General features: G+C 69.5%; 15 protein-coding genes. 6 read left to right on the forward strand and 9 right to left on the reverse strand.

Going from position 1 to position 16,762, the window contains the following annotated elements; genetic code table 11:
- Nucleotides 1–67: 67 nt before the first annotated feature.
- The 7 genes from ACAM26_RS08805 to hoxE all read right to left on the reverse strand — a co-directional run bounded on the left by ACAM26_RS08805 (nt 68) and on the right by hoxE (nt 5,901).
- On the reverse strand, nt 68–538 hold the full coding sequence (locus ACAM26_RS08805; RefSeq protein ID WP_234523633.1) for a hydrogenase maturation protease: 471 nt from the start codon (nt 536–538) through the stop codon (nt 68–70).
- Nucleotides 526–1,962 carry a Ni/Fe hydrogenase subunit alpha gene (locus ACAM26_RS08810; RefSeq protein WP_123140374.1) on the reverse strand — a complete coding sequence of 479 codons (1,437 nt, stop codon included), beginning with the start codon at nt 1,960–1,962 and terminating at the stop codon, nt 526–528. Before ACAM26_RS08810 ends, ACAM26_RS08805 begins: the two co-directional genes overlap by 13 nt.
- 28 nt (nt 1,963–1,990) lie before the next feature.
- On the reverse strand, nt 1,991–2,281 hold the full coding sequence (locus tag ACAM26_RS08815) for a hypothetical protein (protein ID WP_123140373.1): 291 nt from the start codon (nt 2,279–2,281) through the stop codon (nt 1,991–1,993).
- A gap of 23 nt (nt 2,282–2,304) precedes the next feature.
- The gene (locus ACAM26_RS08820; RefSeq protein ID WP_123142578.1) at nt 2,305–2,847 is read right to left on the reverse strand and encodes an NADP oxidoreductase; all 543 of its coding nucleotides are present in this window, start codon (nt 2,845–2,847) and stop codon (nt 2,305–2,307) included.
- Nucleotides 2,844–3,575 carry a bidirectional hydrogenase complex protein HoxU gene (hoxU, locus tag ACAM26_RS08825; RefSeq protein WP_123140371.1) on the reverse strand — a complete coding sequence of 244 codons (732 nt, stop codon included), beginning with the start codon at nt 3,573–3,575 and terminating at the stop codon, nt 2,844–2,846. Before hoxU ends, ACAM26_RS08820 begins: the two co-directional genes overlap by 4 nt.
- A gap of 16 nt (nt 3,576–3,591) precedes the next feature.
- A complete protein-coding gene (locus tag ACAM26_RS08830; protein ID WP_123142577.1) occupies nt 3,592–5,202 on the reverse strand; it encodes an NADH-ubiquinone oxidoreductase-F iron-sulfur binding region domain-containing protein in 1,611 nt (536 codons plus the stop codon).
- Nucleotides 5,203–5,358: 156 nt separating this feature from the next.
- Nucleotides 5,359–5,901: a bidirectional hydrogenase complex protein HoxE gene (gene hoxE, locus ACAM26_RS08835; RefSeq protein ID WP_123140369.1), complete on the reverse strand. Its 543-nt coding sequence runs from the start codon at nt 5,899–5,901 to the stop codon at nt 5,359–5,361.
- A 168-nt stretch (nt 5,902–6,069) separates the two neighbouring features.
- On the opposite strand from hoxE, the gene pssA reads away from it, so the two are divergent.
- Together pssA and ACAM26_RS08845 are read left to right on the forward strand one after the other, a co-directional pair.
- Nucleotides 6,070–6,813 (forward strand): CDP-diacylglycerol--serine O-phosphatidyltransferase, encoded by a 744-nt coding sequence (pssA, locus tag ACAM26_RS08840; RefSeq protein ID WP_123140368.1) that lies wholly within the window; start codon nt 6,070–6,072, stop codon nt 6,811–6,813.
- Nucleotides 6,814–6,832: 19 nt separating this feature from the next.
- Nucleotides 6,833–7,735 (forward strand): patatin-like phospholipase family protein, encoded by a 903-nt coding sequence (locus ACAM26_RS08845; RefSeq protein ID WP_123140367.1) that lies wholly within the window; start codon nt 6,833–6,835, stop codon nt 7,733–7,735.
- Nucleotides 7,736–7,751: 16 nt separating this feature from the next.
- On the opposite strand, the gene ACAM26_RS08850 is transcribed toward ACAM26_RS08845, so the two are convergent.
- The gene (locus ACAM26_RS08850; RefSeq protein ID WP_223806093.1) at nt 7,752–8,003 is read right to left on the reverse strand and encodes a hypothetical protein; all 252 of its coding nucleotides are present in this window, start codon (nt 8,001–8,003) and stop codon (nt 7,752–7,754) included.
- A 322-nt stretch (nt 8,004–8,325) separates the two neighbouring features.
- Entirely contained in the window at nt 8,326–8,790 is a 465-nt protein-coding gene (locus tag ACAM26_RS08855; RefSeq protein ID WP_123140366.1) for an Lrp/AsnC family transcriptional regulator, read from the reverse strand.
- 420 nt (nt 8,791–9,210) lie between these two features.
- On the opposite strand from ACAM26_RS08855, the gene leuA reads away from it, so the two are divergent.
- From leuA to bioA, 4 genes are all read left to right on the forward strand, one after another.
- Nucleotides 9,211–10,878 carry a 2-isopropylmalate synthase gene (leuA, locus tag ACAM26_RS08860; protein ID WP_369613455.1) on the forward strand — a complete coding sequence of 556 codons (1,668 nt, stop codon included), beginning with the start codon at nt 9,211–9,213 and terminating at the stop codon, nt 10,876–10,878.
- Between the two features lie 179 nt (nt 10,879–11,057).
- Nucleotides 11,058–13,904, forward strand: coding sequence for a DUF2868 domain-containing protein (locus ACAM26_RS08865; protein ID WP_369613456.1), 2,847 nt, complete (start codon nt 11,058–11,060; stop codon nt 13,902–13,904).
- Entirely contained in the window at nt 13,904–15,340 is a 1,437-nt protein-coding gene (locus tag ACAM26_RS08870) for a GTPase/DUF3482 domain-containing protein (RefSeq protein ID WP_123142573.1), read from the forward strand. Before ACAM26_RS08865 ends, ACAM26_RS08870 begins: the two co-directional genes overlap by 1 nt.
- 96 nt (nt 15,341–15,436) lie before the next feature.
- A complete protein-coding gene (gene bioA / locus ACAM26_RS08875; RefSeq protein WP_369613457.1) occupies nt 15,437–16,726 on the forward strand; it encodes an adenosylmethionine--8-amino-7-oxononanoate transaminase in 1,290 nt (429 codons plus the stop codon).
- Nucleotides 16,727–16,762 lie beyond the last annotated feature (36 nt).

The raw sequence follows: 16,762 nt of genomic DNA on the forward strand, positions 1-16,762 counted from the left end.
GTCTCTGACGGCCGTCGGTGAACCAGATCAACGGGGATGCGTTCGCGCATCCCCGTTTTTCATTGGCTCATGCCTCGCTCCCGGTCTCGGTCGGCGTCTGTTCGAGCAGGCGCTCGATGTGGACCCGCACCGCCGGGATCATCCGCGCGACCTCGGGCGAGAGCCGGTAGCTGGCGTAGTCGAGCGAGGCGGCGCCGACCGAGAGCAGCCAGGCCCTCGGGCGGTGGTCATAGAGGGCCTCGCACCAGGCGAGCAGTTCGCGCGGATCGAGGAAGTGGGCCATGCTCGATCCGCCGGCGCGACTCGGGTCGAGACGCTGACAACGGATCTCGCCGGGCGCGGTATCGAGCGCGGCGTCGAGGAAGATCACCCGGTCGCAGTCGAGCAGCTCCGGGATCAGGTCGGCGGTGAGGATATGACGGGCATGGATCCGCAGGCGCGGGTCGCTCGTCTCCGCCCCGAGTTGTTCGGCGAGCAGCGGGCCGAAGGCGTCGTCGCCGCGGATCGGGCTGCCGTAGCCGAGGATCAGGACTGGCATGTGCGCTCCAGGCGGTCGAGCAGCCGCTCGCGCTGATCGCGCAGCTCGATGACCAGTGGCATCTGACCGACGGCGTGCGAGGCGCAGGACAGACAGGGATCGTAGCAGCGGATCACCGCCTCGACCCGGTTGAGCATGCCCTCGTTCAAGCTGTTGCCGTCGACATAGGCTGCGGCGACCTGACGGATGCTCTGGTTCATCGCCAGGTTGTTGTGACCGGTGGCGATCACCAGATCGACCCAGGTGATCAGCCCCGTCTCGTCGATACGGTAGTGGTGCATCAGGGTGCCGCGCGGGGCCTCGGCGACACCGATCCCTTCGTCGCGATTGCTGCGCGCGCGGGCACGCACCCGGGTGTCGAGGATCTCGGGGTGTCTGAGCAGTCGCTCCATCATCTCCAGGGCATAGATGATCTCGACCAGCCGCGCGTAGTGATAGTGGAAGCTGCTGCTCACCGGTCCGGACTCCTGCAGCATGCGGAACTCGGCGAGGGCGACGTCGGCATAGGGGGTGCCGCAGGCGTCGGCGTTGTTGAGCCGCGCCAGCGGGCCGACGCGATAGATCCCCTGCGGATAGCCGTGCGGCTTGTAGTAGGGGAACTTCATGTAGCTGAAGTCCTCGACCGCCTCGCCGATCAGCCGGGGGTATTCGTGCGGCGGCACCTGATCCTCGAGGATTCGACCCTCGGCGTCCTTCACCCGCAACAGCCCGTCGTAGTGCTCGAGCCGTCCCTCGGGGCTGACCAGGCTGAGAAACAGGGTGGGGAAGTTGCCAAAGCGCGTCGCCTCGTCGCGAAAACGCGGCAGCAGCCCCTTGTAGAGGTCGTAGGTGCGCTTGGCAATCTCCAGCCCCTCGGGGAGCAGGCCGAGGATGGCGTCGCGTTGCTCGGCGCCGAGCGGCTCGCTCACCCCGCCGGGCACCACCCAGGTCGGGTGGATCTTCTTGCCGCCCAGGGTCTCGATGATCTGCTGACCGATCTGGCGCAGCCGGATGCCGTCGCGCGCGAGTTCGGGGTGCTGGCGCATCACCCCGAAGATGTTGCGGCTGGCCGGGTCGGAGTCCCAGCCGAGCAGCAGGTCGGGCGAGGAGAGATGGAAGAAGGAGAGCGCGTGCGATTGCGCCAGCTGGGCAAGGTTCATCACCCGGCGCAGCCGCTCGGCCGCCGGCGGGATGCTCACCGAGAGCAGATGATCGCAGGCCTTGTTGGAGGCGAGCAGGTGACTGACCGGGCAGATCCCGCAGGTGCGCGCGGTGAGCGCCGGCATCTCGCGATAGGGCCGACCCTCGCAGAACTTCTCGAAGCCGCGGAACTGGGTGAGATGGAAGCGGGCGTCGGCGACCTCGCCCTGGTCGTCGAGCTGGAGGCTGATCCGGGCGTGTCCCTCGATGCGGGTGACCGGCTCGATGGTGATGGTGCGGCTCATGGTGTCCTCTTGCTCGTGGCGTGCCGGCTCAGGTGCCCGTCTCGCGCCCCTGCTCGTTGGCGAGCGCCCGGGTGGTGATCTCGTGGTAGAGATGGATCATCGAGGCGATGATGCCGCCGAGCTCGGGGTGATCGCGCCAGCGTGGCTGCAGCGACCGGGCGTCGGCGAAGACCTCCTCGAGAAAGCTCAGGTCGAAGGTGTCGAGCGCCTCGCCACGCTCGACCTTGGCCTTGATGTCGAGCGCGCGCGGCAGGCGCTGGGTGCGCAGTCGCTCGAGCAGGGCGACGATCACGCCTTGTTCGGTCTCGGGGTCGGACATGGCCGGTGGTCTCCTGGGGTTGGTCAGGCGCCGAAGCGGGTGAAGGCGCTGGGGTCGGGGTCGCGCCCCTCGAGCAGGGCGACGAGCACCTGCCAGATCGCCTCGGCGCTCGGGGGGCAGCCGGGGACGAAGACGTCGACGGCGACCTCGCCGTGGATCGGCACCACGCGCTGGCGCAGCGCCGGCACCCCGCGCTCGGGCAGCTGTGGCTGCAGGGTGACGTTCTCGCGATAGGCGCGGGCGAGCACCTGCTCGAGCGGGAAGTGGTTGCGCATCGCCGGCACGTTGCCGTTGACCGCGCAGTCGCCGAGGCTCACCAGCACCCGGCAGTGCGCACGGAAGCGGCGGGCGAGCGCGAGGTCGTCGGCGTTGCTGATCGAGCCCTCGAGGATGCCGACGTCGACCCGTTCGGGCAGCACCTTGGCATCGACCAGCGGGCTGTAGACGATATCGATGCGCTCGCTGAGCTCGATCAGCCGCTGGTCCATGTCGAGCAGCGACATGTGACAGCCCGAGCAGCCGTCGAGCCAGGCGGTGGCGACCTTGAGTTTGGGGGTGGCGCTCATCGTGGATGCCTCCGGCGCGCGAGGATCGGCAGGAAGTGCTGGTCCTTGACCATCTCGCCGACCGAGGTGCCCTGCTTGACCAGCGCTCCGGTGGGACAGACCTGGACGCACTTGCCGCAGCTGGTACAGGTCTCGCTCTCGGCCCAGGGCTGAGCCATGTCGGTGATCACCCGACAGTCGCTGCCCCGACCCATCACGTCCCAGGTGTGGGCGCCCTCGATCTCGTCGCACACCCGCACGCAGCGGGTGCAGAGGATGCAGCGGTCGTGATCGACCCGGAACATCTCGTGCGAGCTGTCGACCGGGTAGGAGACGGCGCGTCTGGGCATGCGCATGTGGTCGACCCCGCAGCGTTGCGCCAGAGTCTGCAGCTCGCAGTGACCGTTGGAGACGCACACCGAGCAGACATGGGCGCGCTCGGCGAACAGCAGCTCGACCAGGGTGCGGCGGTAGCGGCGCAGCCGCTCGGTGTCGGTGTGCACCTCCATGCCCTCGACCACCCGCGTCGAGCAGGCGGCGGCCAGGCGTGGTTGGCCGACGATCTCGACCATGCACAAGCGGCACCCGCCCCAGGCCGAGAGCCCCTCGAGGTAGCAGAGGCTGGGGATCGGGATGCGGTGCTCGCGACAGACCTCGATCAGGGTCTCGTCCTCGCGGGCGGAGAGGTCCTGGTCGTCGACCCTGAAGGTGACGACACGGACCTTGGGCTGGCTGGCTGGACCTGGCATGCTCCCTCCCGTGCCTTCAGTCGACGAGTCGCGACTCGTACTCGTCGCGGAAATAGCGTAGCGTGCTCAGCACCGGATTGGGCGCGGTCTGACCGAGCCCGCACAGGCTGGTGGCCTGCACCACCTCGCACAGCTCCTCGAGCAGCGCCAGCTCGGCGCGCCCGGCCTCGGCGGCGGCGATGCGTTCGAGCAGGGCGTGCATCTGCTGGGTGCCGGTGCGACAGGGCACGCACTTGCCGCACGACTCGGTCATGCAGAACTCCATGAAGTAGCGCGCGACATCGACCATGCTCGAGCGCTCGTCCATCACGATCATCCCCCCCGACCCCATGATGGTGCCCAGGCCCTTGAGGCTGTCGTAGTCGACCGGGGTGTCGAGATGGGCGCGGGGGATGCAGCCGCCCGAGGGGCCGCCGGTCTGTACCGCCTTGACCCGACCGCCGCCGGGGATGCCGCCGCCGATGACCTCGATGATGTGCGCCAGGCGGGTGCCCATGGGCACCTCGATCAGCCCGGTGTTGACGATGGTGCCGGCGAGCGCGAAGACCTTGGTGCCCTTGGAGCCCTCGGTGCCGAGGGCGGCGAACCAGTCGCCGCCCTCGCGCACGATGGGGGCGATGTTGGCGAAGGTCTCGACGTTGTTGATCAGCGTCGGACAGCCCCACAGCCCGGCCTCGGCGGGGTAGGGCGGGCGTGGCCGTGGCTGGCCGCGCAGCCCCTGGATCGAGGCCATCAGCGCGGTCTCCTCGCCGCAGACGAAGGCGCCGGCGCCGAGACGGAGCTCGATCTCGAAGCCGAACTGGGTGTCGGCGATCTGGCTGCCGAGGAAGCCGGCGCGCTTGGCCTTGCGGATGGCGTTGGTGAGCCGCTCGACGGCCAGCGGGTACTCGGCGCGGACATAGACATAGCCCTTGCTCGCGCCGACGGCATAGCCGGCGATGGCCATGCCCTCGATCACCCGATGGGGGTCTGACTCGAGCACCGCGCGATCCATGAAGGCGCCGGGGTCGCCCTCGTCGGCGTTGCACACGACATATTTCTGCCCGCCCGGCATCTTCGCCACCGTCGACCACTTCAGTCCGGTCGGGTAGCCGCCGCCGCCGCGACCGCGCAGGCCGCTGCTGGTGACCTCGCGGAGCACCTCGGCCGGGGTCAGCTCGGTGAGCGCGCGCACCAGGGCGCTGTAGCCGCCGACGGCGATGGCGTCGTCGAGGCTGTCGGGGTCGATCCGGCCCGAGTGTTCGAGCACGATGCGATGCTGGGCGGTGAAGAAGGGCTGGTCGGTGGGGCAGTGCAGCCGCTCGATGGGCTCAGGGTTGCCGAGGTTGTCGAGGATCGCCGGGGCGTCGGTGGGGGCGACGTCGCGATAGAGGCGCGAGGCGTTCAGCGTGTCGCCGGGTGCGGCCACCGCGACCAGCGGACCGGCCGAGCACAGCCCCATGCACCCGACCCCCTTGACCCGACAGCTCTGGGTCTGCGGCTCGACCCCGGCACGCAGCGCATCGAGCACCTGGCCGGAGCCCGAGGACTGACAGCTCGCGGCCATGCACACCCGGATCTCGTGTTCGGTCTCCGCGTCGCGGGCGCGGATGGTGGCGGCCTGTTCGGCGAGGTCGTCCAGATGCATCGCTCTGTCGCGGGGAGCCCGGCTGTGGCCGGGTGGGATAGCACGGCTCGTTGGCAAGCCCCGGTCCCGCTCTCCTCTTGAGGTTGGCTATCTCGGTGGCTGACTGGTCGGTGGCGCCTGACGGTGCCCGCCGCCCCCTGTGCTGAGGCCGCCGCCTCAGGCCGGCGCGCGGGCGCGTGGTGGCGGCGCTGGTGCGGTCTTCGCGTGTTCGAGCTGATCGAGCCGTTCGAGCAGTGCTTCCGGGGCGAGCTTGCCGACGACCTCGCCGTCGACCACCGCCGCCGGGGCCAGTCCGCAGGCGCCGACACAGCGCGCGGTGAGCACCGAGAGCGCGCCGTCGGCGGTGGTCTCGCCGGGCTCGACCTGGTGGTGCGCGCGCAGCGCATCGACCAGCACGCCCGCCCCCTTGATATAGCAGGCGGTGCCGGTGCACACCACACAGGTGTGACGTCCCTTGGGCTTGAGTCGGAACAGATGATAGAAGGTGGCGACACCGAAGACCTTGCTCAACGGGACGTCGAGCGAGGCGGCGACGAACCTGAGCGCGGTCTCGTCGAGAAAGCCGAAGGCGTCCTGGACGCTGTGCAGGGTCTCGATCAGGGCGTGATCGGCATAGCCGTTGCGGCGCATGGTGGCGTTGACCAGCTTCCAGCGGGTGTCGTCACTGGGCAGCGGCGGTTTGGGTCGATGCAGGCTCATGTCCCCTCCGTCCGTCTGGCGACGGTGCGTGGATTCGAGCGCGTTCGGTGTCTGTCCCCGGATGATCGCACCCGGATGCGCGTGCCGCTCCTCGCTTTCGGACGGGGTCGGCTCCCGGCTATACTCGCGCCAGTGCAAGTCCTGCTGCGCATCCAGACAAAGGAGACTATGGACGAAACGCTCGCATCCCGCAAACGGGCCCGCGGCATCTATCTGCTGCCCAACCTGTTCACCACTGCCGCGCTGTTCGCGGGCTTCTATGCCGTGCTCTCGGCCACCCATGGGCGTTTCGAAGCCGCTGCGCTGGCGGTGCTCGCGGCCATGGTGCTCGATGGTTTCGACGGGCGCATCGCGCGACTGACCCATACCCAGACCGATTTCGGCGCCGAGTACGACAGCCTCTCGGACATGGTCGCCTTCGGCGTCGCCCCGGCGCTGGTCGCCTATCACTGGGCGCTCTCCGGGCTGGGCAAGGTCGGCTGGCTCGCCGCCTTCGTCTATACCGCCGCCGCCGCGCTGCGGCTGGCGCGTTTCAATACCCAGGTCGGGATCGCCGACAAGCGCTACTTCCAGGGGCTGGCGAGTCCGGCGGCGGCCTCGATCATCGCCACTGGTGTGTGGCTGGGCACCGACCTGGGGGTCGATGGGGCGAGTCTGTCATGGCTCGCCGCGCTGCTCACCGCCGGGGCCGGCCTGTTGATGGTGAGCAATTTCCGCTATCAGAGCTTCAAGCAGGTCAATCTGCAGGGGCGCGTGCCCTTCCTGCTCGCCGTGGTCATCATGCTCAGCTTCGCGGTGGTCTACATCAACCCGCCGCTGGTGCTGTTTGTGATGTCGGTCAGCTATGCGCTCTCGGGTCCGGCATGGACCCAGATCCGTCTGCGTCAGCGGCGCGCGCGGCGGCGCCAGTGAGCGCCCGGGGGTAACCGCGGTGTCGGGACAACTCGTCTCCCTGGTGCTCGGCAGCGGTGGCGCGCGCGGGCTGGTCCACATCGGCGTGATCGAGTGGCTGAATGCCCATGGTTATCGGATCGCCTCGATCAGCGGCGCCTCGATGGGTGCGCTGGTCGGAGGCATCCACGCCGCCGGCGAGCTCGACGCCTACAAGCATTGGGTGTGTGCGCTGCGCCGTCCCGACGTGCTGCGCTTCCTCGACTTCGCCTTCAGCGGCGACGGGCTGATCAAGGGCAACCGCATCATGGACACCCTGCGGGCGATGGTCGGTGACTTCGCCATCGAGGATCTGCCGATCGTCTTCACCGCGGTGGCCACCGACCTCGACCGCCAGCGCGAGGTGTGGATCTCGCGCGGCGCGCTGTTCGACGCCATCCGCGCCTCGATCTCGATCCCCGGTGTGTTCCGCCCGCACTGCTATCTGGGCAAGACCCTGGTCGATGGCGGATTGCTCAATCCGGTGCCGATCGCCCCGACCTTTCGCGACCTCACCGACCTGACCATCGCGGTCAACCTCAATGCCCAGCCCATCCCCGAGGCGCCACGCCCCCGGGTCGAGCGCCGGAATGATGCCGCGGCCTCGGCCACGCCCCCTGCCGAGATCGGTTACGAGCAACGGATTCGCCAGTTTCTCGACGCCATCGGACTCGATCTCGCCCGCGAGGACGAGGACAAGCTGGGGATGTTCGAGCTGATGAACCGCTCCTTCGAGACCATGCAGAACAGTATCGCCGCGGTGCAGCTGGCCGCCTATCGCCCCGACGTGGTGATCGATGTGCCGCGCGATACCTGTGCCGCGCACGAGTTCCACCGCGCCAGCGAGTTGATCGAGCTCGGCCACGCCCTCACCGAGCAGGCCGTCCGCGAGGCGCGTCGCTGAGTTCGGGGCGCTGCTCTCAGCACAGCGCCAGCATGGCCTCCTCGCGGGTGTAGAAGAGCCCGTCGCGAACGAACCCCGAGACGATCCCGGGACGGGTCTGTACCACGTTGCCGGCGGCATCGCGGCGCGCCACCCAGGTCGGCGGCAGGCCGTCGAGCACATGCACCGGCGCCGGGGAGCCGTCACGGAACCGCGACAGCACCCACTCGCCGCTGGTGCTGTCGAGATAGCCGGGGACGAAGTTGGCGGTGCGGTTGTGTTCGCTCACCCCGCGGGTTGTGGCGAAACGGACATTCTCGTCATGCAATGACAGGGCTGTCAGGCCGGCGCTGCGTCGCGAAAGCGGCTCGAGCGGCCAGGAATGGGTGCCTCTGCTCGATGTTTCGTTACACATGATATCTGCTCGTTGCGTGGATGCTGACTGGGTGGTCAGCCCGCTCGGCGCGGCTGAGCCCGGATCCGGCGCGGGGCCGCCGCTGTGATCGCGACGGCGCGCGCGCTGCCTTGTCGTTGATGCAGCACGGACCATGCCTTGTTATCGGCCTTGGCGTCCATTCGAACAGTGGAAAATGTAGGGATTTTGCGCGCGCTCAATCCACCGGCAGTTGGGTACGTTCGAACACCCGCCGCAGCACGAAGCTCGAGTGCACCCCGGAGACCCCCTCGATACGGGTGATACGCTCGATCAACAGTGCCTGATAAGCCTCCATGTCGGGGACGATCACCTTGAGCTGGTAATCGGCGTCGCGCCCGGTGATCAGCAGACACTCCAGGACCTCGGGCATCGCCGCCACCGCCCGCTCGAAGCGCTCGAAGCGCTCCGGGGTGTGGCGATCCATCGAGATGCTGATGATCACCAGCAGGTTGAGCCCGAGCGCCTGGGGCGAGACCAGGGTGCGATGGCCGGTGATGATGCCCGCGGCCTCGAGCGCGCGTACCCGACGCAGACAGGGCGAGGGTGAGAGCCCGACCCGCTCGGCGAGGTCCTGGTTGCTGATGCGTCCGTTGTCCTGTAGTTCGGCGAGGATCCGGCGGTCATAGCGATCGAGTTTCATCAAGGCTCCGCGGTTGCGTCTTCAGTTGTCTGGATGTTTTCAGGGTTGGCATTTTATTGCGCGAAACGCGCTTTTGCGGCGCGAATTCGCAATCCTCTGCCTGAGCCTCCGGCGTAGACTTACAACCGTCGGCCAACCAGCCGCCAACCACCGGCAGACGCCCACCAGGCGCGCGCCGAAACAGGCTCGATGTCCCAACCAGGACGAGAGCGGCCGAGGGTCCTTACCGGGACCAGGCACAGGAGACGACGCTCGCCATGTCTCTGCGCGACGACAGCGCGAGGTCGTCACTTCACAGGCCCTCAGGGTTGACTGCCGGGAAAGACCGGCCCCGATTCATTCGCGGGTCGTCGTCGCACGGCCCGCGTCCCGCCCCGCCGCGTGTCAGCGGCGGGGCATCCACGCCAAGGAGTAGAGCGCATGACCCGCTTTGATCATCGCCGCTACCGGCCGTCCCCGGCGATGGCCATGCCCGACCGCCAGTGGCCGAACCGCACCGTCGAACAGGCCCCGCGCTGGGCCAGCGTCGATCTGCGCGACGGCAACCAGGCACTGCTCGAGCCGATGGATGTCGCGCACAAGCAGCGGTTGTGGCGATTGCTGGTCAAGCTCGGCTTCAAGGAGATCGAGGTCGGTTTCCCGGCCGCCAGCCAGCCCGATTACGACTTCGTGCGCTGGTTGATCGAACACGACGAGATCCCCGAGGACGTCACCGTCCAGGTGTTGGTGCAGGCGCGCGAGGCGCTGGTCGAGCGCACCTTCGCGGCGCTCGCCGGCGCACCGCGGGCGATCGTCCATGTCTACAACTCGACCTCGCCGGTACAGCGCGAGCGCGTCTTCGGTCGCGACCGCGCCGGGGTGATCGAGATCGCCCGCAACGGCGCGCGGCTGTTGCGCGAGGCCGCGGCACGTCATCCCGAGACGCGCTGGACCTTCGAGTACTCGCCGGAGAGCTTCACCGCCACCGAGCCCGACTACGCCCTGGAGGTGTGCGAGGCGGTGCTCGCCGAGTGGGCGCCGACGGTCGATCGCCCCTGCATCATCAACCTGCCGGCCACCGTCGAGGTCGCCAGCCCCAACGTCTTCGCCGATCAGGTCGAGTACATCTCCACCCGGCTGTCGCGACGCGAGGCGGTGGTGCTCTCGGTGCACCCGCACAACGACCGCGGTGGTGGCGTGGCCGCCGCCGAGTTGGCGCTGCTCGCCGGCGCCGATCGCGTCGAGGGCACCTTGTTCGGCAACGGCGAGCGCACCGGCAACGCCGATCTGCTGACCCTGGCGATGAACCTCTACAGCCAGGGCATCGATCCCGAACTCGATCTCTCCGACCCGGCCGAGATCGTCGCCGTCTGCACCGAGTGCACCGGGTTGCCGGTCCATCCGCGTCACCCCTGGTTCGGCGAGCTGGTCTATACCGCCTTCTCCGGCAGCCACCAGGACGCGATCCGCAAGTGTCTCGCCCGGCAGCGCCCCGACGCGCCCTGGGACGTCGCCTATCTGCCGATCGACCCGCAGGACCTGGGCCGTGACTACCGCGCAGTGATCCGCGTCAACAGCCAGTCGGGCAAGGGCGGGGTGGCCTTCGTGCTCGAACAGGACTACGGCTTGCGCCTGCCGCGCTGGTTGCAGGTCGAGTTCGCCCAGGTGGTGCAGCGCGAGAGCGAGCGCCACGGCGGGGCGCTCGCCGCCGCCACCCTCTACGCGCTGTTTCGCGAGCACTATCTGCGCGAACAGGGACCGGCGCGGTTGATCGGCTATCAGCTCGATCATCCCGGCCACGACCGCGTCGAGGCACGGATCGACGCCGGCGAGGGCGAGCAGCGCTGGTGCGGTGAGGGCGAGGGCACCATCGCCGCCTTCGTCGATGCCTGCGCGCGACGCTTCGACCGCAGCCTGCGGGTGCTTGACTATCAGGAGCACGCGCTCGACGGCGGCACCGAGGCCGAGGCGGTGGCCTATGTCCAACTCGAGGTCGACGGCGTGCCGATCAGCGGCGTGGCGACCGATCGCGACACCGTGACCGCCTCGCTGCGCGCCGTGCTCCAGGCGCTCAACCGCGCCGCGCTGGCCCGGGCCGAGGCCGCCTGATCGGCGCGCCATGCCCGTCAAGGATATGACGGGCATGGCGCGCACGGGTTATGATCCGCTCCCGGTGGCGGGATCGGAGACGCTCCGCCGAGGCGGTGCATGGGGCACCCCCTGAATGGATCTCGCCGCGCAACCGACGTAGAGTAGCCGGTTGGACTACGGAGCGGCAGTCTGAGCCCATGGATCTCCGACATCACCCAAGCGAATCCCCGGCCGATCACACCCCGGACGCCGCTGCGCGCTGGGACGTCCCGGACCTGATCGACCTCGAATACTATCTCGACGCCGACGAGCGCGCGCTGCGCGACGAGCCCGCCGCCCGTCAGCGTCTCACCGAGCGCGATCGCGCGCTCTATCTCGAACACATCCAGGCGCCTCTCGACGGCGCCGCGCCCCACACCCAGGAACACCGTCGCGCCAGCCTGCGTCGCTGGCTCGCCGAGCGTCGCGCGCGCGAGCCCGCCGGCATGGGCGCGCTGCTGCCCGGCGCGGCCTTTGCTTCGGCGCAGCGACTGGGCAACCTGTTGCTCGGCGGCGCCGGCTTCCTGCTCGGCGTGGCGGTGGCCTCGGCGCTGCTCAACTACGACGGGCTGCAGCCGGTCAGCGTCACCTGGTACCTGTTCCTGCTGGTGTTCGTACAGTTCGCCCTGGTCGTCGCCCTGGTCTCGACCTGGGTGACGCGCCGGGTGCGCACCGGCGCGGCGATCGGCCAGGACCTCTCGCTGCTGACCCGTCTCATCCAGCCCCTGCTCAGCAAGGGCGCGGGCTGGTTGCAGCACCAGCGCCTGGCGCACAGCACCGAGGAGGTGCGCGAGCGCGCCCAGTCCACCCAGGGGCTGCTGCGCGCGCAGTATGCGCTCTACGGTCCGATCGCCTATCTGCCGCTGCTGATCCCGGCCCAGCTCTTCGGGGTGGCCTTCAACCTCGGGGTGATCCTCACCACGGTGATGCTCGAGTGGTTCACCGACATCGCCTTCGGCTGGGGCTCGGCGCTCGCCGTACACCCGCAGACCATCCACGACCTCGCACGGCTGATCGCCACCCCCTGGGGCTGGCTGTTCGGCGAGGGCGTCGGCTATCCGACCCTGGAGCAGATCGAGGGCTCGCGGATCTATCTCGAACAATGGGCGATGTCCTCGGTGGCCCGGCCCGACCCCGAGCACCTGCGCTCCTGGCGCTGGTTCCTGGTGCTGGCGGTAATCTCCTACGGGCTGCTGCCGCGGCTGCTGCTCTACTGGGCCTCGCGCCTGGTCCTGCGGCTGTCGCTGGAGCGGCTGCCCTTCACCCATGGACGTACCCAGGCGCTCTATGCGCGGATGCTCAACCCCCGGCTCGACTTCACCGGGGTCGGCGGCGAGGGCGGAGCCGAGATGCACATCCCGGCGCCGGTTGCCCCCGGCGAGCGCAAGCCCAAGGAGGCGGGTGAGCCGCGCGCCAAGGTGCCGCTGCACGTCGCCCGGCCCTGGCGCGATCAGGTGCAGCGGCGCGCTCCGGTGCCGCCGCAATCGACCCCGGTGGACGAGACCTCGACCCCGCCAGCCGCCATTCGGTCGGCGCCAGAGACCGCCGCTCGACCGGCGGTCCCTGCGGTCCCGACCATGCCGGTGACGCCGCCCGTCCCGAGCGCGGCACCGTCCGTGGGCGAGGTCGCGGCGGCGGATTCGACCGCCGAGACTGCGGCGGGGACGCCTGGGCCCCGAGCGACCCCGCCGGTGTCCGAGCAGGTCGCCGAGCCCCCGGTCGAGGACCGGACCTCGGCGTCCGAGCCCGTCACCGAGCCCGAGGCCGAGCCGAAGGCGGCGCCGGCGGCCGCCGAACCCGAGGGAGTGACCGAGCCCCCGCGGCCGGCGGTCGAGCCGGTCGTGGAGCCTGCGTCAGAACCGGAACCCGAGCCCGAGCCGACACCCCGACCCGAGCCCGAGCCCGAGCCCGAGCCCGAGCCAGAGCCAGAGCCAGAGCCAGAGCCAGAGCCGCACGCGGCATCTGAGTCGGGAGAGGGGCAGGAGAGGGTTGGCGATACCGGGGCCGAGCGTCTCATCGAGCCCGATCCGGAGGCCGCGTCGAGGACCGAGCCCGCCGCGCCGTCGGTCGCGGCGGCGTCGCAATCGTCGATCGTGTCCGACGCCGTCTCGTCGGTGGATCAGGCGCGCTCGACCGCGGCGCCCGAGTCCGTCGCCGAGCCGGAATCCGAGCAAGGGGTCGAGGTGACCGAGGGCGAGACCGAGCCGGAGGCGGAGAAGACGACCGCCGAGCCCGAAGGAGCGCCCGAGCCCCCGCAGACGCAGGCCACGACGCTCGTCGAGTCGGCCGCAGAGCCCACGTCAGAAGCGGAACGCGTGCCGGAACCCGAGCCCGAGTCGACACCCCAACCTGAGCCTGAGCCTGAGCCTGAGCCTGAGCCTGAGCCTGAGCCTGAGCCTGAGCCTGAGCCTGAGCCTGAGCCTGAGCCTGAGCCTGAGCCTGAGCCTGAGCCTGAGCCTGAGCCTGAGCCTGAGCCCGAGCCCGAGCCCGAGCCTGAGCCCGAACCCGAACCTGTGGTGCCGGTGGCCTCAGGCGCTGGGCCGCGTTTCGCCCCCGACGGCTGTCTGCTGCTGATCCATGTCGACATCGACGACGTGCTCGAGCCCGAGGATCAGCCGCGACTGGCCGCGCTGCTCGCGCAGCACACCGGGTGGCGGATCGGCGCCCGGGCGCCCTTCGGCGCCGGCAGCCAGATGACCGAGGAGGCGCTCGCCCTGGTGACCGACGGGGCCTGGGAGGCGCCGCCGGCGCGCATCGCCATCATCCAGGACGGCTCGCAGCCGCCGATCACCGAGAACCTGGTGTTCCTGCGCGAGCTGCGTGCCGCCGCCGGCACCCAGGCACAGATGCTGCTCGCGCTGGTCGGCGACCCCGAGGACGAGGACCGCCTGCCGCCGCTCAGCACCTTCGATTACACCGACTGGCAGCGCAAGATCGAGCAGATGGCCGACCCCTATCTGCGTCTCGAGATGCTGGCGCCGCAGCCGCAGGATGGAGAAGATTGATGGCGGTGAAGATCCCACGCCTGGCGATCATGGGACACCCCAACGCGGGCAAGTCCTCGGTGGTCGCCACCCTCACCGAGAACGACCGGATCGCGATCGACAAGCGCGCCGGCACCACCACCGAGTCGACCAGCTACCCGGTGATCATCGATGGCCGTACGGTGGTCGAGTTCATCGACACCCCGGGCTTCCAGAACCCCAACGCCATCCTCGAGTGGTTCCAGGCCAACGAGTCGGTGGGCGATCTGGCGCGCGCCTTCGTCGACACCCATCAGCGCGACCCGCTGTTCGCCCACGACTGCGCCCTGCTGCAGCCGGTGGCCGAGGGCGCGGGCATCATCCTGGTGGTCGACGGCTCCAAGCGCATCAAGGAGAAGGACCGGGTCGAGATCGAGCTGCTGCGTCTCACCGGCCGTCCGCGCATGGCGATCCTCAACAACCTCACCAACCAGGATCGCCACATGGCGCAGTGGCAGGACGCGCTGAGCAAGGCGTTCAACTCGGTGCGCGAGTTCAATGCCCACCGCGCCACCTACAGCGAGCGCATCAAGCTGCTCGAGGCGCTCAAGAGCATCGATCAGCGCTGGGAGGAACGCGTCGAGGAGGCGATCGACGCCTTCGCCTGCGACTGGGAGCGGCGTACCGACCAGGCGGTCAACACCATCCTGCAGTTGCTCAAGGATGCGCTCTCCTATCGCGTGACCCGTACCGTGAAGAACGGCAAGCTGGTGTTCAAGACCGGGCGCGAGCGTATCCGCGACGAGGTCGCCGCCGAGTTCGAGCAGGGGCTGCGCCAGCTCGAACTCGACGCCCAGGAGCATGTCCGCGCCAACTTCCGCCATCATGTCTGGAACCTGCCGCCGGACTCCATCCTCAACCAGGATCTGTTCTCCGACGAGGTCGGTCAGGCACTGGGGCTGTCGCGGCGTCAGCTGGCGATGGTCGGGGTCGCCGCCGGTGCCGCCTCCGGGGCCACCGTCGATCTCGCCGCCGCCGGTCACTCGCTCGGCGCCGGGGCGCTGATCGGCGCCTTCACCGGCGGCGTGCTCGGACTGGTCGGCGGCAAGGCGCTGGCCAAGCTCGATATCGAGCGCGCCCCCGGCACCCAGCGCTTCACCATGGGGCCGGTCTCCGACCCGCGCTTCCCCTTCGTGCTGCTCGATCGCATCGTGCTCTACAGCGCGCGGGCGATGAACTGGGCGCATGGTCGTCAGGCCGCCGACGAGGAGGCGGCGAACAAGGTCCCCGAGCGCGTCGCGGTGCGCCGTGGCTTCTCCGAGGAGCTCACCCAGTCGCAGCAGCGTGAGCTCGCGCGCTTCTTCCAGGCCGCGCGCCGCGGTCGCGACTGCGACCGTGAGGCGGCCTGTCGCGAGATCATCAAGGAGATCCTCTCCGGCGTCGCCACCAGTCGGATCGACAGCCGCGCCGACATGTAGCCGACATGTCATGGCTTCATCCCGTCCGCGAGCAGGGCCGCGCGCGGGCGGTGTGTCCTTCATCCCATCCAAGGCGGCCCGTGCGATCGACCAACCATGCAAGCCAACGACATCCTCGCCATCGATCAGGCCCATGCCTGGCACCCCTATACCTCCACCCGCGATCGCGACCCGGTCTATCCGGTGCGCGCCGCGCGCGGCTGCCGCATCGAGCTGAGCGACGGGCGCGAGCTGATCGACGGCATGTCCTCCTGGTGGTGCGCGATCCACGGCTACAACCACCCGGTGCTCAACCAAGCCGCGCGCGATCAGCTCGAGCGCATGGCGCACGTGATGTTCGGCGGACTCACCCACGAGCCGGCGGCGCAGCTCGTCGAGCGGCTGGTGGCGATCACCCCGGAGCCGCTGCAACACGTCTTCCTCTGCGATTCGGGCTCGGTCTCGGTGGAGGTGGCGATCAAGATGGCGCTGCAGTTCTGGCAGGCCGCCGGTCGCCCCGAGCGCCATCGCCTGATGACCATCCGTCGCGGTTATCACGGCGATACCTTCAACGCCATGTCGGTGTGCGATCCGGTCACCGGGATGCACCACCTGTTCAGCGCCACCCTGCCGCAGCAGGTCTTCGCCCCGGCGCCCGAGTGTCGCTACGGCGAGCCCTGCACGCCGGCGGCGATCGCCGAGTTCGCCACGCTGATCGAGCGCCACCAGCACGAGCTGGCCGCGGTGATCCTCGAACCCATCGTCCAGGGCGCCGGCGGCATGCGCTTCTACAGCGCCGACTACCTGGCGCAGGTGCGAGCGCTGTGCGATCGCTTCGAGGTGCTGCTGATCGCCGACGAGATTGCCACCGGCTTCGGGCGCACCGGGCGGCTGTTCGCCTGCGAGCACGCCGGCATCGCCCCGGACATCATGACCGTCGGCAAGGCACTGACCGGCGGCTACATGACGCTCGCCGCCACCCTCGCCAGCACGCGCGTGGCCGATACCATCTCCGGGGCCGCGCCCGGCGCCTTCATGCACGGACCGACCTTCATGGGCAATCCGCTTGCCTGCGCGGTGGCCAACGCCAGCCTCGGGCTGCTGCTCGAGGACGACTGGCAGGGCCGGGTGGCGGCCATCGCCGCCGGGCTCGAGCGTGGTCTGGCGCCGGCGCGCGCGCTGCCCGGGGTGGCCGAGGTGCGGGTGCTGGGCGCGATCGGTGTGGTCGAGATGACCGAGCCGGTGGCGATGCGCGAGATCCAGCGTCGCTTCGTCGAGCGTGGCGTCTGGGTCCGTCCGTTCGGTCGGCTGATCTATCTGATGCCCCCCTTCGTGATCACGCCCGAGGAGCTCGAGGCGCTTTGCGCCGCGGTGGTTGCCGTGGTCGCCGACTCGGCCGCGGACTGATCTCGCTGCCGTCCTGGCGTTGTTTCCGCCCACCGC

The sequence above is a fragment of the Marichromatium sp. PS1 genome (genome assembly GCF_041155115.1).
Taxonomy (GTDB): Bacteria; Pseudomonadota; Gammaproteobacteria; order Chromatiales; family Chromatiaceae; genus Marichromatium; species Marichromatium gracile.